At 35.7% G+C, this 24,645-nt stretch carries 25 protein-coding genes; 17 read left to right on the top strand and 8 right to left on the bottom strand.

Going from position 1 to position 24,645, the window contains the following annotated elements; genetic code table 11:
* The first annotated feature begins 194 nt into the window (after positions 1-194).
* From RMO83_RS13140 to RMO83_RS13100, 9 genes are all read left to right on the top strand, one after another.
* Complete coding sequence (locus RMO83_RS13140; protein WP_310560158.1) at positions 195-2,462, top strand: aconitate hydratase; 2,268 nt, start codon at positions 195-197, stop codon at positions 2,460-2,462.
* Between the two features lie 323 nt (positions 2,463-2,785).
* The gene (locus tag RMO83_RS13135; protein ID WP_310560157.1) at positions 2,786-3,139 is read left to right on the top strand and encodes a hypothetical protein; all 354 of its coding nucleotides are present in this window, start codon (positions 2,786-2,788) and stop codon (positions 3,137-3,139) included.
* 88 nt (positions 3,140-3,227) lie between these two features.
* On the top strand, positions 3,228-3,350 hold the full coding sequence (locus RMO83_RS13130; protein WP_310560156.1) for a DUF6934 family protein: 123 nt from the start codon (positions 3,228-3,230) through the stop codon (positions 3,348-3,350).
* Between the two features lie 2 nt (positions 3,351-3,352).
* A complete protein-coding gene (locus tag RMO83_RS13125) occupies positions 3,353-3,511 on the top strand; it encodes a hypothetical protein (RefSeq protein ID WP_310560155.1) in 159 nt (52 codons plus the stop codon).
* 349 nt (positions 3,512-3,860) lie between these two features.
* Positions 3,861-5,840, top strand: coding sequence for a S9 family peptidase (locus RMO83_RS13120; protein WP_310560154.1), 1,980 nt, complete (start codon positions 3,861-3,863; stop codon positions 5,838-5,840).
* Positions 5,841-6,084: 244 nt separating this feature from the next.
* Positions 6,085-7,779: a LysM peptidoglycan-binding domain-containing protein gene (locus RMO83_RS13115; protein WP_310560153.1), complete on the top strand. Its 1,695-nt coding sequence runs from the start codon at positions 6,085-6,087 to the stop codon at positions 7,777-7,779.
* A 158-nt stretch (positions 7,780-7,937) separates the two neighbouring features.
* On the top strand, positions 7,938-8,168 hold the full coding sequence (locus tag RMO83_RS13110) for an addiction module protein (RefSeq protein ID WP_310560152.1): 231 nt from the start codon (positions 7,938-7,940) through the stop codon (positions 8,166-8,168).
* Positions 8,168-8,467: a hypothetical protein gene (locus RMO83_RS13105; protein ID WP_310560151.1), complete on the top strand. Its 300-nt coding sequence runs from the start codon at positions 8,168-8,170 to the stop codon at positions 8,465-8,467. Before RMO83_RS13110 ends, RMO83_RS13105 begins: the two co-directional genes overlap by 1 nt.
* Positions 8,468-8,992: 525 nt before the next feature.
* Positions 8,993-10,402 carry an amino acid permease gene (locus tag RMO83_RS13100; RefSeq protein WP_310560150.1) on the top strand — a complete coding sequence of 470 codons (1,410 nt, stop codon included), beginning with the start codon at positions 8,993-8,995 and terminating at the stop codon, positions 10,400-10,402.
* Positions 10,403-10,550: 148 nt separating this feature from the next.
* Here the strand turns inward: RMO83_RS13100 and ald are convergent, their stop codons facing one another.
* Entirely contained in the window at positions 10,551-11,681 is a 1,131-nt protein-coding gene (gene ald / locus RMO83_RS13095; RefSeq protein ID WP_310560149.1) for an alanine dehydrogenase, read from the bottom strand.
* A 213-nt stretch (positions 11,682-11,894) separates the two neighbouring features.
* Here ald and RMO83_RS13090 point away from each other — a divergent pair, with 213 nt between their 5' ends.
* On the top strand, positions 11,895-12,353 hold the full coding sequence (locus RMO83_RS13090; RefSeq protein ID WP_310560148.1) for an Lrp/AsnC family transcriptional regulator: 459 nt from the start codon (positions 11,895-11,897) through the stop codon (positions 12,351-12,353).
* Between the two features lie 82 nt (positions 12,354-12,435).
* Here RMO83_RS13090 and RMO83_RS13085 read toward each other — a convergent pair whose 3' ends face one another.
* Positions 12,436-13,833, bottom strand: a complete 1,398-nt coding sequence (locus RMO83_RS13085) for a trypsin-like peptidase domain-containing protein (RefSeq protein ID WP_310560147.1) — start codon at positions 13,831-13,833, stop codon at positions 12,436-12,438.
* Between the two features lie 136 nt (positions 13,834-13,969).
* On the opposite strand from RMO83_RS13085, the gene dapF reads away from it, so the two are divergent.
* The 5 genes from dapF (at position 13,970) to RMO83_RS13060 (ending at position 18,288) form a co-directional block, all read left to right on the top strand.
* Positions 13,970-14,752, top strand: coding sequence for a diaminopimelate epimerase (gene dapF, locus RMO83_RS13080; RefSeq protein WP_310560146.1), 783 nt, complete (start codon positions 13,970-13,972; stop codon positions 14,750-14,752).
* A 201-nt stretch (positions 14,753-14,953) separates the two neighbouring features.
* A complete protein-coding gene (locus RMO83_RS13075) occupies positions 14,954-15,487 on the top strand; it encodes a GNAT family protein (RefSeq protein ID WP_310560145.1) in 534 nt (177 codons plus the stop codon).
* Between the two features lie 99 nt (positions 15,488-15,586).
* The gene (mltG, locus tag RMO83_RS13070) at positions 15,587-16,627 is read left to right on the top strand and encodes an endolytic transglycosylase MltG (protein WP_310560144.1); all 1,041 of its coding nucleotides are present in this window, start codon (positions 15,587-15,589) and stop codon (positions 16,625-16,627) included.
* Positions 16,627-17,544: a DUF2279 domain-containing protein gene (locus RMO83_RS13065; protein WP_409025012.1), complete on the top strand. Its 918-nt coding sequence runs from the start codon at positions 16,627-16,629 to the stop codon at positions 17,542-17,544. The genes mltG and RMO83_RS13065 overlap by 1 nt, the downstream gene beginning before the upstream one ends.
* A 108-nt stretch (positions 17,545-17,652) precedes the next feature.
* Positions 17,653-18,288, top strand: coding sequence for a peptidoglycan-binding protein LysM (locus RMO83_RS13060; protein ID WP_310560142.1), 636 nt, complete (start codon positions 17,653-17,655; stop codon positions 18,286-18,288).
* Between the two features lie 53 nt (positions 18,289-18,341).
* Here RMO83_RS13060 and RMO83_RS13055 read toward each other — a convergent pair whose 3' ends face one another.
* From RMO83_RS13055 to dnaA, 3 genes are read right to left on the bottom strand one after another with little or no spacing between them, the layout of a single operon-like run.
* On the bottom strand, positions 18,342-19,067 hold the full coding sequence (locus tag RMO83_RS13055; RefSeq protein WP_310560141.1) for an SAM-dependent methyltransferase: 726 nt from the start codon (positions 19,065-19,067) through the stop codon (positions 18,342-18,344).
* Positions 19,068-19,120: 53 nt separating this feature from the next.
* Positions 19,121-19,588, bottom strand: a complete 468-nt coding sequence (locus RMO83_RS13050; protein ID WP_310560140.1) for a low molecular weight protein-tyrosine-phosphatase — start codon at positions 19,586-19,588, stop codon at positions 19,121-19,123.
* 7 nt (positions 19,589-19,595) lie between these two features.
* Entirely contained in the window at positions 19,596-21,023 is a 1,428-nt protein-coding gene (dnaA, locus tag RMO83_RS13045) for a chromosomal replication initiator protein DnaA (RefSeq protein ID WP_310560139.1), read from the bottom strand.
* A 185-nt stretch (positions 21,024-21,208) separates the two neighbouring features.
* Here dnaA and RMO83_RS13040 point away from each other — a divergent pair, with 185 nt between their 5' ends.
* Complete coding sequence (locus RMO83_RS13040) at positions 21,209-21,610, top strand: thioesterase family protein (protein ID WP_310560138.1); 402 nt, start codon at positions 21,209-21,211, stop codon at positions 21,608-21,610.
* A 52-nt stretch (positions 21,611-21,662) separates the two neighbouring features.
* On the opposite strand, the gene RMO83_RS13035 is transcribed toward RMO83_RS13040, so the two are convergent.
* From RMO83_RS13035 to ribD, 3 genes are all read right to left on the bottom strand, one after another.
* Complete coding sequence (locus tag RMO83_RS13035; RefSeq protein ID WP_310560137.1) at positions 21,663-22,265, bottom strand: YigZ family protein; 603 nt, start codon at positions 22,263-22,265, stop codon at positions 21,663-21,665.
* A 115-nt stretch (positions 22,266-22,380) separates the two neighbouring features.
* Entirely contained in the window at positions 22,381-22,989 is a 609-nt protein-coding gene (locus tag RMO83_RS13030) for an HAD family phosphatase (protein ID WP_310560136.1), read from the bottom strand.
* On the bottom strand, positions 22,982-24,046 hold the full coding sequence (ribD, locus tag RMO83_RS13025; RefSeq protein ID WP_310560135.1) for a bifunctional diaminohydroxyphosphoribosylaminopyrimidine deaminase/5-amino-6-(5-phosphoribosylamino)uracil reductase RibD: 1,065 nt from the start codon (positions 24,044-24,046) through the stop codon (positions 22,982-22,984). The genes RMO83_RS13030 and ribD overlap by 8 nt, the downstream gene beginning before the upstream one ends.
* Before the next feature lie 105 nt (positions 24,047-24,151).
* On the opposite strand from ribD, the gene RMO83_RS13020 reads away from it, so the two are divergent.
* A complete protein-coding gene (locus RMO83_RS13020; protein ID WP_310560134.1) occupies positions 24,152-24,643 on the top strand; it encodes a GNAT family N-acetyltransferase in 492 nt (163 codons plus the stop codon).
* Positions 24,644-24,645: the final 2 nt, after the last annotated feature.

Below are 24,645 nucleotides of genomic sequence, written 5' to 3'. Positions count from 1 at the left end.
GGGTTCGTTGCGTAGAAGGGATCAACCTAACTAAGTTTGCGCCTTCACATAAGTTATTAGTTAAATAATTCACATAATTAGTTAATTTTAGTTTAAAAGCCTGGGTCTAATGATTCAGGCTTTTTTTTGTATTCAATTTTTTTGTACCTTGTAATATTCAAAAAAGATTTACAAAACTAAATACTATAAATACTATGGCTTTTGATATTGAAATGATTAAAAAAGTGTATGCCAATATGACTAGTCGTGTTGATGCTGCACGTGAATTAGTCGGTCGTCCGCTAACATTGACTGAGAAAATATTGTACACTCATCTTTGGGAAGGACAACCTAGTCAAACTTTTTCGAGAGGTGTCGATTATGTTGATTTTGCTCCAGATAGAGTGGCTTGTCAAGATGCAACGGCTCAGATGGCATTGTTGCAATTTATGCACGCTGGTAAAAAAACGGTTGCGGTTCCAACCACGGTTCACTGTGATCACTTGATTCTAGCTAAAAATGGAGCAGAAAAAGATTTGGCTGTAGCCAATACACAATCCAAAGAAGTTTTTGACTTCCTTTCTTCTGTTTCTGATAAATACGGAATTGGTTTTTGGAAACCAGGTTCAGGAATTATTCACCAAATCGTTTTGGAAAACTATGCTTTCCCCGGAGGTTTGATGATTGGAACCGATTCGCATACTGTAAATGCTGGCGGATTGGGAATGTTAGCCATTGGTGTTGGTGGTGCTGACGCGGTTGATGTAATGTCAGGAATGTCTTGGGAACTGAAATTTCCAAAATTAATAGGCGTAAAATTGACCGGAAAATTATCAGGTTGGACTGCACCCAAAGATGTAATTCTTAAAGTAGCCGATATTCTTACTGTAAAAGGTGGAACAGGCGCTATCGTCGAATATTTTGGCGAAGGAGCAACTTCAATGTCTTGTACTGGAAAAGGAACCATCTGTAATATGGGAGCCGAAATCGGAGCGACTACTTCTACCTTTGGTTATGACGAATCGATGAGAAGATACCTTTCTGCAACAGGTCGTCAAGACGTGGTTGATGCAGCCGATACAGTAGCGTCTTACTTGACCGCCGATCCAGAAGTTTACGCTAATCCGGCAACGTATTTCGACCAACTAATCGAAATTAACCTTTCGGAATTAGAACCACACATCAATGGCCCTTTTACGCCAGACAGAGGAACTCCAGTATCTAAAATGAAAGAAGAAGCTGCCGCAAACGGTTGGCCAATTAAAGTAGAATGGGGATTAATCGGTTCTTGTACCAACTCTTCTTATGAAGATATGGCTCGTGCTGCGTCTATCGTAAACCAAGCGGTAGAACACGGAATCACTCCAAAAGCAGAATTCGGTATCAATCCCGGATCGGAACAAATTAGATATACTATCGAAAGAGATGGCATCATCGCTACTTTCGAAAAAATGGGAACCAAAGTGTTTACCAATGCTTGTGGTCCTTGCATAGGACAATGGGATAGAGCAGGAGCTGACAAAGGAGAGAAAAACACCATCGTTCATTCGTTCAATAGAAACTTCTCTAAACGTGCCGATGGAAACCCAAATACACACGCTTTTGTAACATCACCAGAAATGGTGGCTGCATTGGCCATTGCAGGTCGTTTGGACTTTAACCCTTTGACCGATTCGTTGATCAACGACAATGGCGAAGAAGTCAAATTGACTGCGCCTTATGGTGATGAGTTACCCAAAAAAGGGTTTGCCGTTGAAGATAATGGATTCCAAGCGCCGGCAGCTGATGGAAGCGGCGTAGTGGTGGCGGTTTCTGAAACTTCAGACAGATTGCAACTTTTGGCACCATTCGAAGCTTGGGACGGAAAAAATATTATGGGAGCCAAATTATTAATTAAAGCTTTCGGAAAATGTACTACCGATCATATTTCTATGGCTGGACCTTGGTTGCGTTTCCGTGGTCACTTGGATAATATTTCAAACAATATGTTGATAGGCGCAGTGAATGCTTTTACTGAAAAAACCAATTCCGTTAAAAACCAATTGACCGGAGAATACGATACAGTTCCTACGGTAGCACGTGCCTACAAAGCAGCTGGAATAGCCTCCGTTGTTGTGGGCGACCACAATTACGGCGAAGGTTCCTCTCGGGAACACGCTGCAATGGAGCCTCGTTTCTTGGGTGTGAAAGCGGTTTTGGTAAAATCGTTCGCTCGTATTCACGAAACCAATTTGAAAAAACAAGGAATGTTAGGATTGACTTTTGCTAATGAAGCCGATTATGACAAAATTCAAGAAGATGACACCATCAACTTCGTGGACTTGGTTGATTTTGGTCCCGGCAAACCCTTGACTTTAGAATTCGTTCACGCTGATGGTTCTAAAGATAGCATCTTGGCAAACCACACTTACAATGACAGTCAAATAGGTTGGTTCGTTGCGGGTTCTGCCTTAAACTTGATTGCTGCTGCGGGAAATGCATAATTGTAGAACATAATGATAACGAAAATGCTCAAGGAAACTTGGGCATTTTTTTGTTTCTAAAAGTGTTTTCATTAGGAGCTGCGGAATGGCTTGTTGGGAATAAAAAGTGGGGTGGATGAATTGCATTCTAATTTTTCCTATTTTTGAAAAGTGTTAAAAACAACAACAACGACAACACAAAAAAACGCATTGCACTTTTTTGAGTTGTCGGGAATAAAAAATTAAAATTCAAACGAATAAATGTATTGTGGCTTTTGCAGTTACGTATATTTAAATCTATAGGCAATTGCTAATCGAAAGCAGAAAAATTCAAAATATAATAAATGAAAGCCAAAAAAAGTATTATCATTTTTATATCATTTTTTATAATTGTGATTCTATTTATTCAAATCGATCACTATTTTAATTTGAAAAAAGATTATCAATTAAAAGTAAATTTCATCGTAGAAAAGAAAGTGGAAAGAGATAATGGAACTTGTTATCTATATACTAAAAATGATACAGAATTTCCTTTGCAGAGTTTTTTATTTTATAAAAGTCAAATTTATGAAAGAGATAGTGTTGTTAAAAAAAGCGATTCGTATTTGATTTATGTTTACCGAAAAAGAAACTGGAAAGATTATGGAATAGACAAAACTTATTTTGTCGCTGAAAAAATTCAACTAGACAAAAAGTAACGCAACTCCCTGCTCTACTAGGTCTTCCCTAAAATAAAATTATTGTTGTATTTTGAGGTGCTGTGCGATTTCTTTAGCTATCAGAACTTTGGCTGAAATAAGTGAAGATTTCAAAGTTTTTGGATTAAATAGTAATGGCGAATGGGATAAATTTATAGTAGGAGAAGATTACGAAGCATTTTTAGTAACAAAAAAAGAAAATATAGTATAGTTATGACAATAGATCAATTAAATCAATCGAAAGTTCCGATTATTGTTTTCGACAAAAAATTGGAAGAATTTAAAGGAAAAGTACTGTTTCCTGAAAAATTAAAAAAAGCAAACGAAATTTTGGCAAAAGCAGGCTTGCCGAAAGTTGAGATTAAAAAATAAATACTTCCTCCCATACAGTAAGAGTTTTGTTGCCAGGACAGCACAAACGATGAATTGAAATCATCGAGTATCTTCAGTCAACCTGTGCAGTTACCGCAAAGTTTTGAGAGAGAATTACAAGAGGCAATTAAGCCTCTTTTTTTGTGGTGATTGTCACCGCTTAATAGCACAATTTTTACTCTGGCAAAAAAACTAGCAATACATTAAACCTATTGGCAATCAAAAATGTAATAATCGAACCTAGCTTCGCCTTAATTTTAACGATTGTTGAGGTGCTGCTACTTCAAAAAAAATACTTAAATTAGGAACCAAAACCAATCCAACTACCCTAACTAAAAACAACACCAGTATGAAACCAGTTATACTACTTTTAATGTTCCTTTTTGCAGGATCTATTTTTTCTCAAAAAATAACCAAACGCAGTTTAAAACCTTCGGATGTGTACCGTTTGCAAAACCTGAGTGATTCCCATATTTCTCCTGATGGCAATTGGGTTGCCTACACACTATCAACGGTGGATTCTGTAAAAAACAAACGAAACTCCGATATTTGGATGGTGTCTTGGGATGGAAAAGAGTCTGTTCAATTGACCAATAGTCCAGAAAGTGAATCACAGCCCAGCTGGAGTCCCGATGGGAAATATTTGTCCTTCGTATCTTCTCGAAACGGTCTCAAAGGCAGTCAGATTTGGATAATGGATCGACGAGGCGGCGAAGCCAAACAACTAACCGATTTGAAAAAAGGAGATTTGGACGAGTACGAATGGTCGCCAAATGGAAGCAAGATAGCATTAGTAATCAAAACCCAACCCGATACGGCAAAAGTTAAAACTCCAAAACCAATTGTTATTGACCGCTATCATTTCAAACAAGACATTGAAGGGTATTTAACCCGAAAACCATCGCATCTTTATCTTTATGATGTTGCCACCAAAAAAATGGATACCCTGACCAAAGGAATTTATGACGAAACAAATCCCAAATGGTCGCCTGATGGCAACCAAATTGCCTTTTTGAGTAATCGCACCGCCGATCCCGACAGAAATGAAAACTCCGATATTTGGGTTATTGATGCTAAAGCGAATGCGACAATGAAACAAATAACCACTTGGACAGGAAGTGATTCGGCACCACAATGGAGCCCAGATGGAAAACAAATAGGGTATTTAAGATCTACTGCTTCGGATAATTATATTATGTACGACCAATCGGTATTGTGTGTCGTTTCTAAAGAAGGTGGTGAACCAAAACTACTCTCAAAATCTTTGGACAGACCTGTTGGAAGCCCACGTTGGACTAAAAATGGAACTTCGATAATGGCTTTGGTAACGGATGATCGAACAAGATATGTTGCCGAATTTTCTATTTCGGATAATAAAATGACTAAAATTGCCAGCGGTAATCGAAGTTTTTCTTCCTTAGAACTGCATCCTTCGGGCAGTTTTTTAACGGCGATGAGTGAAGCACAAATGCCGACAGAAATCTATGCACTTGAAGGCGGAAATCCACGTCGTCTTACCCAACACCAAGATTCCTTTTTAGAAAAAATAACTTTAGCTTCAGTTGAAGGATTTACCTCAAAAAGTAAAGACGGAACGTTAGTTTCTAACCTTTTGTATCGTCCAGCTAATGCTACGGTTGGAAAAAAATTGCCGACCATTTTCTTCATTCACGGTGGTCCAGTAGGTCAGGACGATTATAGTTTTGATCTCTCCAGACAAATGTTGGCCGCCGCAGGTTATGCCGTTGTGGGGGTTAATTATCGTGGTTCGAATGGTCGCGGCTTGGATTATTGCAAAGTTATTTCGGGAGATTGGGGCAATATAGAAGTTTTGGATATTCTAGGGGCTGCAGATTATGTTGTTCAAAAAGGCATCGCCGATGCTGATAAATTGGGAATCGGCGGATGGAGTTATGGAGGTATTTTGACGGATTATGTTACTGCTTCGGATACTCGTTTCAAGGCGGCTTCAAGTGGTGCTGGTGTTGCTATGGTTTCTTCGATGTATGGCGTTGATCAATACATTTTGCAATATGACAATGAAATTGGACAACCTTGGAAAAACTTTGATAAATATGTAGCACTTTCGTATCCTTTTTTGAAAGCATACAAAATCAAAACGCCTACACAATTTATGGTTGGGGAAAGTGATTATAATGTTCCCGCGGTAGGAAGCGAGCAAATGTATCAGGCTTTCAAATCATTAGGGATTCCAACGGAGCTTATCATCTATCCAGGGCAATTTCACGGTATCACGAATCCGAGTTTTCAAAAAGACCGTTTCGAACGGTATTTGACTTGGTTTAATACTTATTTGATGAAAAAATAATTAAAAAGGGTAGCCCAACAATTCAACTATTTTTCAATAATAATTTTGTTAAATCGATTGTAAAGAGTTGTTAAAAATGTTTGTTTTTTGCATTAATAGACTAGATTTGCCTATTCAAACTTATTTTTCTTTTATTTTGCCATTAAAGTTAGATAATTATTCAATTTTTTAAAATTTTCAATTATCTTGTCTTGTCGAACATAAAGGAAATTCAGTGATTAAAGTTTGAATTTAAATCGAGTTTATGAAGTATTTAGGTTGGCTTTTTTTGATTCTTTTCTTTAGCAGTATGAGTCTTTTTTCGCAAGAAAAATTCAAGAAGCATACTGTTGCTAAGGGCGAAACCATCAGCGAAATTGCACAGAAATACAACGTAAAAGCGTCGGTAATTTATGAACTCAATCCCGATGCCGTAAACGGAATTAAAGGAAAGATGGTTTTGTTAATTCCAACCAATACAAAACAGCATACTGCGGTTGCAACACCAGCAATTACAAGTAATCTTCCTGAAAAAACCCATGAAGTGCTACCCAAAGAAACACTGTATGGAATTGCCAAACAGCACCATATAACTATTGACGATTTATATAAAATCAATCCTAATCTAGAAAAGGAAGGACTGAAAATTGGACAAACTATCAAGATTCCCCAAACGGCTTTAGAGGATTTTGTTGTAGCACAAGAAATAGAAAAACCAACTAATGTTGAAAAGACTACCGTTTCCAAAAAAAATAGTCCTAAAGGAGAAACAGTCGTTGCTCTTAAAGAAGACGAGAAATTAGAAATTCCAACGAAAGGAATTGAATATGAAGTCCTGCCAAAAGAAACATTATATTCCATATCAAGAAAATACGGAATCAAGCTTTTCGATTTGCAAAATGCCAATCCAGCATTAGGAACTAATTCTTTGAAAGTCGGTCAAAAAATTACTGTTCCAGTAAAAGAAGGTACTAATTTGAGTTTGACAGCGGAAAAAGTTGTGGCGCAAAAAGAGGTTAAACCTGAAAAAGAAGTTGCTGTTCAAGCAAAACCGATTGAAGAACAAAAGGAATCAACAACCCAATTTATTCACGAAGTTTTACCTAAAGAATCGCTGTATTCTGTTGCCAAGCAATACAAAATAACTCTTGCCGATTTGCAAAAAGCGAATCCTGAATTAGGCACGAAATCCTTGAAAGTGGGTCAAAAAATTAATGTTCCGGTCAAAGTGGATGTTAATTCGAGTCATATTACCGAGAATAAAGAAGTGAAAATCGAAAAAGAAATTGCGGTTGTTTCACAAAATATAGAAGACAAGACAGCAGAAACCGAAATAGCTCACGAAGTTTTACCAAAAGAAACGAAGTACGGAATTGCGAAACAATATGGTCTCACAGTTGCCGAATTGGAAAACCAAAATCCGAATAGTTCCAAAAAATTATTGGTGGGTTCAGTGCTTAAAATCCGCGGTTCGAAATTGATTGTGAAAGAGACTCCTGTTGAAAATTCAATTGCAAATGCAGCTCCAAATGTTGAGGAAAAATTTGAAAATAAAGAGACAAATACGGTACGCGATGCAGATTTAATTGACCAACTAATTTCGAAAGCTTCGGAAAATATTGGAACACGTTACCGCTCTGGTGGCACCACGACAGAAGGTTTTGATTGTTCAGGATTTATGTATTATACCTTTAGCAACTACGATATTAAGTTGCCAAGATCGTCGGTCGAAATGGCTTCTTACGGATCGAAAATTGATGTCCAAAATGCCCAAAAAGGCGATTTGATTTTCTTTAAAACCAGAGGAAGTAACCAAATCAACCACGTTGGAATGGTCGTCGAAGTTTTGGAAGATGAGATTAAATTCATTCATTCTGCCACTCACGGCGGTGTTATTATTTCTTCTACCAAAGAATCCTATTATGAGAGGAATTTGGTTCAGGTGAATCGGGTGTTGTAAATGACTGACTTTAATGCTTTTTAGTTTTTTTTAAGGAACTAGTGTAGAAGTTAGTATCAAATGTGTTCCGGTTTGGAAATTAAGAGGGTTTTACTTTTTTTTGTATTTTTGTTCAAACTTCATATTATAAATATATAAACTGCTAAATAATCACAACAATGAAACTTCAAGTATTAAAAGATAATTTTGGCAACCAAACAGGCGTTTATGTCCCAATTGAAGATTGGACTTTGATAAAAAATAATTACCCGGATATTGAGAATCTTGAACAAGATTTACCACAATGGGAAAAAGATTTAATTGATAGACGATTAGAGGCTATTGCTGAAAATCCTGAACGGTTAAAACCAATTGAAAGTCTTTTGGAAGAACTAAAACGCAAAATTTAGTGTATAATTCTCAATATCTTGACGAAGTCCTTACAGATATGCAAGAAGCAAAAATTTGGTACAAAGAACAAAAAGAAGGATTAGAAGTTGACTTTGCTTTTGCCATTGAAAAAGCCATTGAAAAAGTTTTAAAAATGCCTACAGCCTATTCGCCACGCTACAAAAAGGTTAGAATTGCTCATCCAAAAACGTTTCCTTATAACATTCATTTTTATATTGATGAAGATTATAAAACCATCGTTTTTACTGCTATTGTTCATAATAAAAGACATCCTAAATTCGCTGTGAATAGGATTTGATACCGTCAATGTTTTTAAAATTGTGTAAAATCAACGAGTATAAAAAGACAATCATTCTTGGCTTTTTTGTTTGCTGACTAGCTTTGCTAATTTGGTTTTGTTGCGCAAGGGTCGTATAATGGTCGAAGTTTTGGAAGACGAAATTAGATTCATTCTGCCACTCACGGAGGTGTGATTATATCTTCTACCAAAGAATCCTATTATGAGAGGAATTTGGTTCAGGTGAATCGGGTGTTGTGAATACTCTATTAATCATATTTATAAAACTCTCAAGGCGACTTGGGAGTTTCTTTATTTATTGTGAAAGTAGTTTGAAACTTTATTTAGGAAATTATTTAACTATTTTTATTGTAGTAGCAATCGTAACTCTTAGTTTTTTATCTACAAAATATTAAATTATTCGAAAATGAACAACATTCGTCAATACTTTTTTTAGGTTTTAAACCCAACTAATCGGCTATTTCCAAAAAAAGTATATCTTTAGCCAACTGAAACCTAATACCTAGAACCCAAAACCCAGAAAATATGCAAGACAACAACGAAGAACATTTTAAAAGAGAACTCGGATTACTAGACGGAACGATGCTTGTTGTGGGCTCGATGATTGGTTCGGGAATATTTATTGTAAGCTCGGATATAGCCAGACAAGTAGGTTCAGCAGGATGGCTGACCTTGATTTGGGTTATTTCGGGATTAATCACGATGATTGCCGCAGTGAGTTATGGCGAGTTGAGCGCGATGTTTCCAAAAGCGGGAGGTCAATATGTTTATCTTAAAGAAGCATATAATAAACTCATTGCTTTTCTCTATGGTTGGAGTTTCTTTGCTGTAATTCAAACGGGAACAATTGCAGCCGTAGGTGTGGGTTTTTCAAAATTTGCCGCCTATTTGATTCCCTCATTAAGCGATGAAAATGTTCTTTATGAAATAGGTTCTTTCAAACTTAATGCAGCCCAGATTGTTTCTATAATAATGATTGTTTTATTGACATACATCAATAGTCGTGGAGTGAAAAACAGCAAAATAATGCAAACTGTTTTGACGGTGATTAAGATTTTCTCTTTGTTTGGCTTGATTGTTTTCGGTTTCCTACTAGCGGCCAAAGCAGAAGTTTGGAATGCCAACTGGGCAGATGCTTGGAATACTCGTTCTTTTAATGTGGACAGCCGTTCTTGGATGCCAATAGGCGGATCGGCGTTGATTGCTGGTATTTCGGCATCTATGGTGGGTTCTTTGTTTTCTAGTGATGCATGGGTTGGTGTGACTTTTATTGCAGGCGAAATCAAAAATCCAAAACGAAATGTGGGGCTAAGTTTGTTTCTTGGAACTTTTCTTGTGACTATTATTTATGTCTTGACTAATTTGATGTACCTCGCAGTGATTCCTTTGGACGAAATTGCAACTGCAAAATCCGATAGAGTTGCCGTGGTGGCTTCCCAATATACTTTTGGAGACATGGGAACAATTATTATTGCAGTGATGATTATGATTTCGACATTTGCCTGCAATAATGGTGCAATAATGGCTGGAGCTAGGGTGTATTACACGATGGCAAAAGACGGTTTATTTTTGAAGAAAGCTGCAAGCCTTAATGAGGCGAGCGTTCCAGAATATGCTTTATGGGTTCAATGTATTTGGGCTTCGGCTTTGTGTTTGACTGGAAAATACGGTGATTTACTAGATTTCGTAATCATCATTGTATTGATATTTTACATATTGACAATTTATGGTATATTCATTCTTCGCAAGAAAATGCCAGATGCTGAAAGACCTTATAAGGCTTTTGGTTATCCTTTCTTACCGTTATTATACATTGTAATTGCTTCGGCAGTTTGTGTTTCCTTGTTGCTGACTAAATTCTCAACTTGTGGCTGGGGCGTTTTGATTATGCTAACGGGAATTCCAGTGTACTATTTGACAAAACAGAAAGAATAGTGTTCAGCCTGCCTGTCGGCAGACAGGTGTTCAGTTTTTTAGTGTGCAGTTATCCTTACTAAAAAATCCGTCTCGTTACATTCTAACTTGACGGATTTTAAATTTATAGCAATTAAGTCTTGAGGCTTTGTTCTTTTTTCTTATGAAATTATGCGTAAGCAAGATCTTCCAAAGCAGTTTCTACATCTTCAAAAGGCAAGTTCCAAGCATCGGCAACACCTTTGTAAAGAATTTTACCATTGGCAACGTTGAGTCCTTTTTTCAATTCTTCGTTTTCAGCGCACGCTTTTTTCCATCCTTTGTTGGCCAATTGCAAAGCATAAGGCAATGTGGCATTGGTCAGCGCCAAAGTAGAAGTATAAGGAACAGCACCTGGCATATTGGCTACGCAATAATGAACAATGTCGTCGATGATGAAAGTTGGATTTTCGTGTGTTGTTGGGGTACAAGTTTCGATACAACCTCCTTGGTCAACGGCAACGTCAACCACTACGGTTCCCGGAGCCATTAATTTTAGCATATCACGAGTAATCAAATGAGGCGCTTTGGCACCTGGAATCAAAACCGCTCCAATAACCAAATCAGCCTGAGAAATCGCGTCGCGAACATTATAATGATTCGACATAACTGTAGTTACGTTGGCAGGCATCACGTCAGACAAATAGCGTAAACGTGGCAAACTTACATCCAGAATAGTTACTTGAGCACCAAAACCAGCCGCCATTTTTGCAGCTTGAGTTCCAACAATTCCACCACCTAAAACAACTACTTTTGCAGGAGGAACTCCGGGAACACCTCCAAGAAGAATTCCTTTTCCTTTCATCGGTTTTTCGAGGTATTTTGCACCTTCTTGAATTGCCATACGACCAGCCACTTCTGACATTGGTACTAATAATGGTAAGCTGCGATCTGATTTTTCAACCGTTTCATAAGCCAAGCAAACTGCTTCACGTTCCATCATTGCATAAGTCAATGGTTCAGAAGAAGCAAAGTGGAAGTAGGTAAAGAGTAACTGGTCTTTTTTGATTAGCGGATATTCTGACGCTATAGGTTCTTTTACTTTAATAATCATTTCGGCAATTTCGTAAACGGCTTCAATGGTTGGCAAAAGTTGGGCTCCCGCTTCGGCGTAAGCTTTGTCACTAAAACCACTGTTCTCTCCTGCGCTTTTTTGCACATAGACAAGATGTCCGTGTTTTTTGAATTCGGCTACACCTGCTGGGGTTAGCGCTACACGATTTTCGTTGTTTTTGATTTCTTTAGGAACTCCAATAATCATATTGTTTGTGTTTAGTAGTTAGAATAATAACGATATACAAAGATACTGCAGAAAGAAAATATTTTGTCAAATGAAATTAAATTAAGAAAGTAATAGTATTATTAAGTATTTTTACATAAAATATTTCTGAATCGAAACCTATTTATGTTTCTAAAACGAAAAAATATCTGATTTCGAATCTTTAAAAAGTATTCATTTAATCCTTTCTATACTATGATTTTAGACGAAACCGACAAAAAAATCCTGCGACTGCTTCAAGTTGATGCACATTTGACTTTAAAGGACATTGCTAATAAAATAAATCTTTCGCTGACGCCTGTTCACGATCGAGTGAAGCGTTTGGAAAAGGAAGGTATCATCGAAAAGTATGTTTCGATTTTGAATAAAAAAAAGTTAGGAAATAACTTGATGGTGTATTGCCAAGTGACGTTGGTCAAACAAACCTATGATGTTTCGGAAGGTTTCAATCAGTCAATTATGAATATGCCTGAAGTGGTCGAATGTAATTTTATCTCGGGAAGTTTTGATTATATGCTCAAAATCATCTTACCCGATATGGAAAGTTACCACAATTTTCACCAAAAAAAACTATCGGTTTTACCCGAGGTTTCGTTGATTAATAGTTTTTTTATCATCTCGGAAGTTAAGAGCACGACCGTTTTGCCAATTTAAAAAGTTAGCCACAGATTCGCAGATTTTTTTTAAATTAATCTGTGAATCTGTGGCCTATTTTTACTCAAGTTTGAGATTATTTTTAAATTATAATTCGAATAATCTCGCCTCTTTTATTGATCATTTCCATTTGAACACTTTGATTGTCTGCCTTGTTATTCAATATTTTAGATGCAGATTCGATGTCTTTAATTTTTACATTATCAATACTGAGGATAATATTTCCTATCAGCTCCTGTTCGTATTGTTTTAGATTTTCGTTGCTGATAGATTTTATTTTCACACCACCATCCAAATGAAATCTTGTTTTTTCGGCACCAGCAATATTTTCTAATTCTATCCCTTTGAATTCGGTGTTGAAAAACTCGTTTTTGCTCAATACAACTGGTAGTACTTTGTTTTTTCCTTCGCGGATAAAAGTAACTTCTACTTTGTCATTTGGTCTTTTGGTGTTGATATAACCCGAAAGATCGGCAAAAGTGGAAATATCTTGATTGTCTAATTTGATAATAATATCCCCTTTTTGCAAACCTGCTTTTTCGGCTCCCGATTTTTGCTGAACTTTTTTGATGTAGAAACCTTGTGTTTCTTTGACACCCAATTCTTTGGAAGCCATCGCATTCAATTCTCCTCCTTCAACACCAAGAACTCCTCTTTGTACATTTCCAAACTCTATTAAATCATCAATTATTTTTTTTGCATTATTCGAAGGGATTGCAAATGAATATCCGGTGTAAGAACCAGTTGGTGAGGAAATCATTGTGTTGATTCCAATTAATTCGCCACGTGTGTTTACCAATGCACCGCCGCTATTTCCGGGATTTACTGCAGCATCAGTTTGGATGAACGATTGAATTCCGCTGGTGTCTAAGTTTCTGGCTTTGGCCGAAATAATTCCTGCGGTCACGGTCGAAGTTAAATTATACGGATTTCCAACGGCCAAAACCCATTCGCCAATTTTCACCGAATCCGAGTTGGCGAAAGCCGTATAAGGTAATTTTTCATCGGCATTGATTTTTAGTAACGCAATGTCCATTTTCGAGTCGGTTCCGATGAGTTTTGCTTTGTATGATTTTTTGTTGTTCAAGGTGATTTCTATTTCGGACGCGTCTTTTACTACGTGGTTATTGGTTACGATATAACCGTCTTCCGAAATGATTACACCAGAGCCAGTTCCTACTTGTTCTTGTTGTTGTCCTCCTTGAAAACCATAGAAATATTCCAATATCGGATTGGTAACGGTGGTTCTGGAGACATTTTTTACGTGCACCACAGTGTGAATGGTTTTGTCGGCAGCTTCAGTAAAATCAACTGCTTCTGCCGATAGTCCTACATTTCTACTATAGGAATTTTGGGCTTGAGTTACAATTGAATTGTTTTTAGAAAAATAGCCATTGTTGTCAAACAACAATTTATAAGAACCCAATGTAACGGTTCCGCTCAATAATGATACTAAAAATAGTCCTGAAAATCGTTTCATAGTTTTAAATATATTTATGTGTTTACAACGTAAAATTATACATTTTGATATTTCAAAAAAACAGTTTAACGCTCGTTTAACACTCTTTAACGTATCATTAATATTTGTACTTTTGTAACTCTTAATACAAAGCATAATGCAATTAGAATTTTATAAATATCAGGGAACAGGAAACGATTTTGTAATGATTGACAATCGTTCGGATTTTTTTCCAAAGGGAAATGTACAACTCGTGGCTCGTTTGTGCGATAGACGTTTTGGAATTGGAGCTGATGGACTCATTTTATTAGAAAACGATGAAGCCACCGATTTTAAAATGGTCTATTATAATTCTGATGGTAATCTAAGTTCAATGTGTGGTAATGGTGGTCGCTGTTTAGTGGCTTTCGCTAAATATTTAAATGTAATTAATGACAATTGTACTTTCATTGCGACCGACGGTTTGCATCACGCCAGCGTTGCAACTGACGGAATAGTTTCTTTGCAAATGATTGATGTAAGCAATATCAAAATAGAAACCGTTTACACTTTTATGAATACGGGTTCGCCGCATCACGTGCAAATGGTGGACGATTTGGAACATTATAATGTAAAAGAAAACGGTGCTGCACTTCGTTACGGTTCTTTATACGGAAAAGAGGGAAGCAACATCAATTTCGTTAAGAAAATAAACGAGGATACTTTCGCGCTTCGCACTTATGAAAGAGGTGTAGAAGATGAAACTTTGGCTTGTGGAACTGGTGCTACAGCAGTTGCAATCGCAATGAACGCTACAGGACAAACCAATGCTTCTTCTATTAAATTGAATGTGGAAGGCGGAAAATTAGCCGTCTCTTTTGATAAAAACGGTGATTTGTTTACCAATGTTTTCTTAATTGGGCCAGCGGATTTTGTGTTTAAGGGGCAAATAGAAATTTAGAAAAATAATGTTTTGGGCGTGACCCTCCGTAAAAACTTCGGGTCGGGCTTTACGTTCCCGCTTTTTTTTGAATTGCCCTGCCTTTAAAGGCACGGCAATTCAAAAAAAGAGCTCCACTGCAATCCCTCACGCGGAGCAACAAGAAAAAAGTAAATGAATAAAACTTGAGGAGCCAATTTGGCACCTCAAACTTAAATCAAAATGATCACACTAAAAGGCGAAAACATCTATCTCCGAGCACTTGAACCCAATGATTTGGAGTTTGTGTATGCAATGGAAAACGACCAAAGCATTTGGGAAGTCAGCAATACACAAACACCATACAGTAGGTTTTTAGTAAAGCAATATCTCGAAAATGCCCATCAGGACATTTATGAAGCCAAACAATTGCGATTGGCGATTTGTCAGGATGAGGATTTTCCGGCTTTGGGTTTAATTGATTTATTTGAGTTTGATCCTAAGAATAATAGGGCAGGAGTAGGCATCGTGATTCAAGGAACAGCAAACCGAAAACAGAATATCGGTTCCGAAGCTTTGGAACTTTTAATTCGATACGCTTTTTATCATTTGAATCTGCATCAATTGTATGCAAATATTGGTGCAGAAAATGAAGCTAGTATTGCTCTTTTTACTAAATTTGGATTCGAAAAAATAGGCACAAAAAAAGATTGGACTTTCGTTAATGGAGTTTATAAAGACGAGGCTATTTTTCAATTATTATCAAAAAATATTTAACCGTAGATTCGGAGATTTACACGAAATTAATATAAAAATCTGCGCAAATCTGCGCAATCTGTGGCAAAAAATAATTAATCAACTTTAAAAATTTTAGTTTTGAACTTAAAAAAGCACCTTACAATTGCATCCGTTATTTTTATTTCAGTTTTGCTTATTTATGGCGGAATAGTTGCCAATCAAGTTTTTTCTAAAAACACTAAGTTTTCAGAAAAAGAATTATTTGTTCACGTGCCAACGGGTTCCACTTATGAAGACTTAAAAAAAATAATAACACCTTTTGTCGAAAATATGGATCGTTTTGAAATGGTCGCCGATAAACGAAGTTATCCTGAGAACGTTAAACCAGGACGATTTTTATTCACCAGGGGAATGAGCAGTTATGATTTGGTTAAATCATTAAGAAGCAACGTTCCAGTGAAATTGGCTTTTAACAATCAGGAACGATTAGAAGATTTTGCAGGAAGAATAAGTTCTCAAATAGAGCCTGACAGTTTGTTGTTGCTAAATACTTTCAAAGATTCAATTTTCTTGAAAGAGAATGGTTTTAACGACGAAAATGTTTTTGTAATGTTTATTCCTAATACTTATGAAGTGTATTGGAACATTTCTGCCGAGAAATTCCGTGACAAAATGATCAAGGAATACCATAGTTTTTGGAACAAGGAGCGCATAGCAAAGGCTGAGAAACAAGGTTTAACGCCTGTTGAGGCAACCATTTTGGCTTCGATAGTACACAAAGAATCGGTTAAAAAAGACGAAAGACCCAGAATTGCAGGGGTTTATCTCAATAGAATGAAGCTAGAAATGCCACTGCAGGCTGATCCTACAGTTATTTATGCTATTAAAAAGAAAGATAATGATTTTCAGCAGGTTATCAAAAGAGTATTCTACAACGACTTGTTTTTGAATTCTCCTTTCAATACCTATAAAGTAATAGGTCTTCCTCCTGGACCAATTGCAATGCCTGATATTACGGCTTTGGATGCGGTTTTAAATCCTGAAAAAAACGACTTTATCTATTTCTGCGCTAGTGTGGATCGTTTTGGCTACCACGAATTTGCCGCTACTTTAGAGGAACATAATTTGAATGCCAAGAAATATTCCGATTGGATTAACGGTCAAGGAGTAAAAAGATAATTTTGAACAACAAAAAACAATTTTATTTTTTGTTTTTGTTGGTGTTCCAAAGTGTTTTGGCGCAAAAGTCAATTGATGCTTTTCTAAAACCCTCTGATTCTTTGAACCCCAAAAGGCAAAATTCAGTATTTGTTACTGAAGCTGTTTTGGCTTCTGGGGCTTTGATTGGCTTGAACCAACTTTGGTATGCCGATTATCCTAAATCCGATTTTCATTTTATTAATGACAATTCCGAGTGGATGCAAATGGACAAATTGGGACATTTGTATTCGTCATACCAAATTGGAAGATTTGGTGCAGAAGCACTGCATTGGAGTGGAGCGAGCCAGAAAAATCAACTGATTTATGGAGCTAGTTTAGGATTTGTATTTCTAACCGTGGTTGAAGTGATGGACGGTTACTCAGCCGAATGGGGAGCATCGATGGGCGATGTTGTTGCCAATGCTTCGGGAACCGTTTTGTATGTTTCACAAGAATTGATTTGGAAAGAACAGCGCATCATTCCAAAATTTTCGTATCGCAAAACGCAATATTCTGATATCAGACCAGATGTTTTGGGCAGTAATATTCCAGAGCAAATTCTCAAAGATTATAATGGTCAAACCTATTGGCTTTCGGCTAATTTATATTCCTTTTCTAAAGGCTCAAAAATCCCTAAATGGTTGAACCTTGCTTTAGGCTATGGAGCAGAGGGAATGATTAGCGGAAATGAAGCTAATTTTGCACCAATTTCGACTTCAAAACCGGAAAAATTCAGGCAATTTTACCTCAGTTTAGATGTAGATTTGACAAAAATTGACACAAAATCACATTTTTTGAAGACTTTTTTTTCCGTTTTTAATAGCCTAAAAATTCCATCTCCATCTCTCGAATACTCGACTCACAGTGGGTTCAAGTTCTACTCTTTTTATTTTTGAAAATACTAAAAGCTTGATTTTCAGCTATATTTTTGATTATTCGTTTTTTTGTGTATCTTTGCTGCGTAGAAATTTCAATACGGGACAGCGTTTGAAGAAAAACAATTTATGATAAACAAGTGGTTTTTTTATACAAGTTTAGCTCTTATTATTGCCTTTTTAAGTTCAGGTTTTAAACCTTCTGAATTGGATTCCAATGAATGGTTTCTGATTAATAAAAAGGATGGAACACACTACTTATATCCATCCCAAAAACAAAACGATTATTCTGATTTAAATGTTCCATACACGGGAAAATTTTTCATTGGTTACAAAGAAGCAATCGCCTTCAAAGAATCACAAGGCAATTACAAAAAAATAAATTCGCTTGGATATCTGGGAAAATACCAATTTGGTGCTACAACTTTAAAAACTATTGGTATTGAGGATAGTAGACAGTTTTTAAATAATCCTAGAATGCAAGAAAAAGCTTTTGTTGCTCTTGTTGCTCAAAATAAATCGGAATTAAAAGATGTGATTGATAAATATGATGGCAGGGTAATTTCAGGCATATTAGTAACAGAGTCTGGAATTTTAGCAGCAGCACATCTTGGGGGAGCAGGTTCTGTAAAAAAGTTTTTTAAACACGAAGGCAAACGCTATTTAAAAGATGCTTATGGCACTTCAATAAGAAGTTATATGAAAGAATTTGGAGGTTATGAAACTTCTGGAATTATTGCGGATAGTAATGCTATGGTGCAATAATTTGATCGTATATAAAATTCAAAACCATCCGCCGCGGATGGTTTTTTTTATGCTTACATTTTATGAATAATAAAAATAGTGGGGCGATTGTGTAAATCCACGTTTGTTTTTTTCCAATCTGACGCTCGCATTGTTTTGATGAATTCTGTTGGCAAAGTAATATCTGCGGCAACACAAAGGTTGGTCGACGGATTTAATGCTTGAATTATATCCTCCAACATTTTATTATTTCTATAAGGTGTTTCAATAAAGATCTGGGATTGATTTTTATCTTGAGATAATTTCTCTAAATTTTTCAAAGCTGTTTTTTTCTCGGCCTTGTCAATAGGAATATAACCATTAAAAGCAAAACTTTGTCCGTTCATTCCAGAAGCCATAATCGCCAATAAAATAGAGGATGGACCAACTAATGGTATCACTTGAATTCCTTTTTCGTGAGCCAATTTTACAATCACAGCGCCAGGATCGGCAACTCCAGGACAACCCGCTTCACTCATTAATCCCACGTTTTTACCTTCTAAACAGGGTTGTAGCATTTTTGCATGTTCAGAAATTTCGGTGTGTTTGTTTAGCGAACTTAATCGTAAAGAGGCTTGAACTTTTTGAGGTTGAATACTTTTTATGAATTTTCGAGCTGTTTTTTCATTCTCCACAATATAATCGTCAATAAAATCGATACTTCTTACTATGGTTTGTGGCAAAACATCATTTGGGTCACTGTTTTCTCCTAAAGTAGTGGGAATTAAATAGAGTTTTCCTAACGAAGAGTTTGGTTTCATTGTGTTCTAATTTGTTTAGAGGAAAGCTTTAAAATTTATTAAAAGTAATAAATTCATGTATGTTTGCCAATGAGCTTTTTAGCAATTATATCACAAGTCTCGTCAAGCATTTGATAAACAACTTCAAATCCATTTGATACACCATAATAGGGATCTGGCACATCTACATTTTCATTTGGAAATAATTCGTTCAAAATAAGTTGCACTTTGCTTTTTTGCTCTTGATTATGAGCTAGGTCGATAACGTCATGATAATTTGAATTATCCATTACATAAATGTAATCAAAGGCGTCAAAATCATTTTTTGCGAATTGCCTTCCTTTTTGTTTAGCGATGTCAATATTGTGTTTTATAGCAACTGCAATCGAACGTTCGTCAGGTTGACGGTCAATATGCCAAGATCCTGTTCCAGCAGAATCTACAATAAAATTTTCTTTTGGAAGTTTTGAGGCCAATATTCCTTGGGCCAAAGGTGACCGACAAATATTACCTAAACAAACCATTAAAATCTTGATGGGCATAAAAAGGTTATAGGGTTAATTTTTTATTGATATCTTCTACAAATTTTTTGAATTGTTTGTCGGTAGCAACTAGATTATCGACCGTTTTGCAAGCGTGTAAAACGGTTGCGTGATCACGATCACCTATTTGTGAACCAATGTTTGCTAAGGAAGCTTTGGTGAATTTTTTAGCAAAAAACATCGCCAATTGTCGAGCCTGAACAATATGTCTTTTTCTAGTTTTGGATTGTAAAGTTTCTAAATCTAATTGAAAATAGTCAGAAACAATTTTTTGAATATAATCGATAGAAATTTCTCTTTTTATATTTTTAACAAATTTCTCGACTACGCTTTTAGCCAAATCTAGTGTTACTTCTTTTTTATTGAAAGAGGATTGAGCAATTAAAGAAATGATTGCACCTTCTAATTCCCTTACATTTGATTTGATATTCCGCGCTACATATTCAATGATTTCTTCAGGAATTTCAACACCATCTCGGTATAAAATATTCTTGAGAATAGAAATTCTTGTTTCATAATCAGGTTGGTGTAATTCAGCCGACAATCCCCATTTGAAACGGGATAATAATCGTTGTTCGATGTCTTGCATATCTACAGGTGCTTTATCCGAAGTTAAAATTACCTGTTTGCCATTTTGGTGTAAATAGTTGAATATATGGAAAAAAACATCTTGAGTTCCTGATTTTCCCGAAAGAAATTGAACATCGTCAATAATTAAAACATCAATCAATTGGTAGAAATGTATAAAATCATTTCTATTATTTTTCTTTACCGAATCAATATATTGTTGGGTAAAAATTTCAGCCGAAATGTATAAAACCGTTTTTTCAGGATATTTATCTTTGATTTCAACACCAATCGCGTGGGCTAAGTGAGTTTTACCTAAACCAACGCCACCAAAAATCAATAACGGATTGAACGAAGTTCCACCTGGTTTATTGGCCACAGCCATACCTGCTGAACGCGCTAGTCTGTTAGAATCCCCTTCAAGAAAATTATCAAAACTGTAATTTGCATTCAGTTGTGATTCGATTTTTAAATTTCGAATACCTGGAATTACAAAAGGGTTTTTTAACTCTGGGTTAAGGTTCTTGTATGGAGCGTCAACATCTTGTGGTTTCATAGGCACACGATTTGAACTTGGTAATTGTTCCGTATAGGGTTGTTTATTGCCATAAGTGTTTTCCATTTTGATTTTATAGAGTAACTTTGCATTTTTACCAAGTTCTTTAGTTAGCGCTACTTTTAATAATTTAACATAATGTTCTTCAAGCCATTCGTAGAAAAATTTACTTGGAACCTGAATATATAAAGCATTATCGGTAAGCTCAACTGACTTAATAGGTTCGAACCAAGTTTTGTAGGCTTGGTCTGCGATATTGTCTTTTATAAAAGAGAGGCAGTTTTCCCATACTGATTGTGCAGTCTTGTTCATAAATTTGGTTAAATTATTTCGTTTTGGTAATGATTTCTAATAAAAAATACTGTCAAATCAGTATGGTTATTCGGGGAAACAAATATGTGAATAAATATCGCTAAAAAAAAATTTTTTAGATGTAAATTTTATAAAATATTATCGTATAGAACTTCTTTCATTTTAATTTTTTAATGTTTAATTCAATGGAATATCATCAAACTCAAATCCGCGTTCGCTATTCAGAAACTGATCAAATGCGAGTAGTTTATCACGGTAATTACGCTCAATATTTTGAAATTGGAAGGGTCGAATGGCTTAGAAATAAAGGGGTTTCATATAAATGGATGGAGGAAAATGGAATAATGCTACCTGTAGTTTCCTTGACTATGAATTACAAAAAACCAGCCCGTTATGATGAACTATTAAGGTTAAAAACGATACTTAAAAACAGGACAACTGTTAAGATTGAATTCGACTATGAACTTTATAACGAAAGTGATGAGTTATTAACAACAGGCAGCTCAATTTTGGTTTTTGTGGATATGAAAACAGGCAAACCTATCAATCCACCTCAATATATTATGGACATTTTGAATAGAGTTTAATAATTGGACAATTTTATTGTTAATATGGCAAAAACAACTTTTTTTTAGAGTTTCAAAGCTGTTTTATTTTTACCTCAAACATAGTATTAAAAATGTCGAAAATCATTTCGGCATTTTTTTTACGAGTAAGAATTTCGATTTGGCAACTCATTTCCAATTTTTGTGAAACTATTTCAACTTTTTTTTTCTTTATCTCTCGCATCACTTTGTTGATGTTTTTATAATCGAATGTAATTTCAAAATGAATTTCGATTGTTTTTTCGATAATTTCAGAAGATTCTAATGTCATTTCTGCCGCAGTTTTATAAGCAGAAATCAATCCGCCAACACCCAATTTAACACCTCCAAAAGACCGAACAATTACCACCAAAACATTTGTAACTCCAAAAGATTGAATTTGACCATAAATAGGTGTTCCTGCCGTATTGCTGGGTTCACCATCGTCATTTGCTCTATATATTATGGTTTCAGTGCCAATTTGATATGCATAACAATAATGAACAGCGTGGGGATGTTGTTTTCGCAAACGGTCTATTATGGGTTTTATTGCAGATTCAGACTGAATTGGAAAAGCATAACCAAAAAATTTGCTATTTTTTTCTTTAAAAAGAATTTCTGTGGATGGAAACGCTATGGTTTTATAAGTGTCTTCCATTTTCGAAGTCAAAATTCAATATCAATTTCAAGGACAATATCAATTACAATTGATAATTGTGGGTTTGATTTTGGTTAGGTCGTTTTGTTATTTTTTTATTGCCTTTGATTCTTTTTTACAAATCAAATTCTTTTTTCTTGAACAAATCAACTACATCTTCCTGGCCTACTTGTAGATTCCACACTTGAATTCCAAGCGAAAGTGCTGCGTCGGTATTTTCTTTTTTATCATCAACGAATAAAGTATGATTGGGAGCTAAATTGTTATTTTTTAATACATAATTAAAAATTTCAGCGTCGGGTTTGCGCATTCCCATTTCAAAAGAGAAATAGACTTTTTCGAAACACATATAAAAATCTTTATAAAACGAAACGCCATTTTCGCGCTCGAAAGTTTCTATATGAATGGCATCAGTATTGCTCAATAAAAACAAGCGGTATTTTTTCGTGAGTTTTTGAAGAAATTCCAAGCGGCGCAACGGAAAATCCAGAAGGACAGCATTCCAAGCCACTAAAATTTCTTCTATTGAAGCATTTGGAACATGTTTTTGAATCCCTTTCAAGAAATTTTCTTCTGAAATTTGTCCTTTTTCAAATTGAAGATTCAGTTGGTTTAAGTCTTCATTCCATTGAGACAACCCTAATTTTTTCAAACCATTTATAGTGCCTTCTTTATCTAAATTGATAAAAATATCACCAAAATCAAATATGATAGTATCAATCATTATTTCTAGAAATTAAAAGTAAGTCATTTCCAATAGTATGTTTTTCTATGTTTTTTAAAGCTAAAACAGGTGCTTTTATTCCGGTTTCGAAGCTGTTATTTCCGATAAATACGCGGGTTTCGTCCCAAAGATTTTCGGTTATAAAAGTTTGTAAAGTTCGTGAACCACCTTCAATAATAACCGATTGAATGTGGTGTTTATACAATACAATTAGAATTTGTTCTGCCAGATTTTGTTTAAAATCGATCAATTCAAAGATAGTGTTTTCTGTATTGATTGCGATTGATGAATTTGAAAAAATGATAGTTTTCACTTGATTATCATAAATGTGACTGTATTGTGGAATACGATTATTTTGGTCTAAAACGATTCTAATAGGATTTTTTCCAGTCCAATTTCGTACATCCAATTTCGGATTGTCGTCAATAACAGTTTGAGTTCCCACAAGAATTGCCTGTTCTTCACTTCGCCATTTGTGAACTAACTGACGTGAAAAATCATTGGTAATCCAAACGGGTTTTTGTTCGTTGTCATTCAGAGCTTTGCGAAGAATCTTCGATGGAGCAATAAACCCATCCTTGCTTTCCGCCCATTTCAAAATCACATAAGGTCTTTTCTTTTCGTGAAACGTAAAAAAACGCTTGTTCAATTCTTTGCATTCGGTTTCAAGAACACCCAGGGTGACCTTTGCACCAGCTTCGATTAATTTTTTAATTCCGTTTCCTGCAACTTTTACATTTGAATCCTTGGTTCCGATAACCACATTTGGAATCTGATTTGCAATGATCAAATCGCAACAGGGTGGCGTTTTTCCGAAGTGACTACAAGGTTCAAGACTGACATAAATTGTTGATCTTTTCAATAAAGATTTGTCTGTAACGGAATTCACAGCATTCACTTCGGCGTGTGGTTCTCCAGATTTTTTGTGCCAACCTTCGCCAATGATTTTGCCATCACAAACAATAACACTTCCCACCATTGGATTGGGATAAGTTGTTCCCAAGCCATTTTTGGCTAATTCGAGACAACGAAGCATGTATTGAGTATGTTTTTCCACAAATGCAAAAGTAATGATTTTTGCGTTTAGGATTTAGGTTTGAATCTTTGGATTAATCCAATAAACTATACCTATTTTTGTGAAACAAAATTAGTATTTCATAGAATGAAAAATTGGATTATTAGAAAAATAGAAAAGAAAGACAATGAAACCGTTGCCCAATTAATACGTGCGGTTTTTGACGAATTGAACATTCCAAAAGTCGGAACTGCGTATGCTGACCCGTATTTGGATTTGATGTTTGAGGAATACAACAAACCAAAATCGGTTTATTTTGTGGTGGAAGACGATGGTAAAATTATTGGTTCGGCGGGAGTTGCGCCGCTGGAAAACGAAGCCGAAACCATTTGCGAATTGCAAAAAATGTATTTCTTGCTAGTAGCACGCGGCTTAGGAATTGGAAGCCAAATGATGGAAAAATGTCTACAAGCAGCTAAGGATTTCGGTTTTAAAAAATGCTATCTCGAGACAATGCCATTTATGCACGATGCCCAGAAACTCTACAAAAAAGTAGGTTTTGAATATATTTGTTCGCCTATGGGAAGCACGGGACACGTTTCTTGTCCAGTATGGATGCTGAAAGAGTTAGCCCCCTAACC

It is taken from the genome of Flavobacterium sp. (genome assembly GCF_031423415.1).
Classification (GTDB): Bacteria; Bacteroidota; Bacteroidia; order Flavobacteriales; family Flavobacteriaceae; genus Flavobacterium.
Note: the sequence above shows the minus strand (reverse complement) of the source record. Positions and strands in the feature narration are given on the sequence as shown.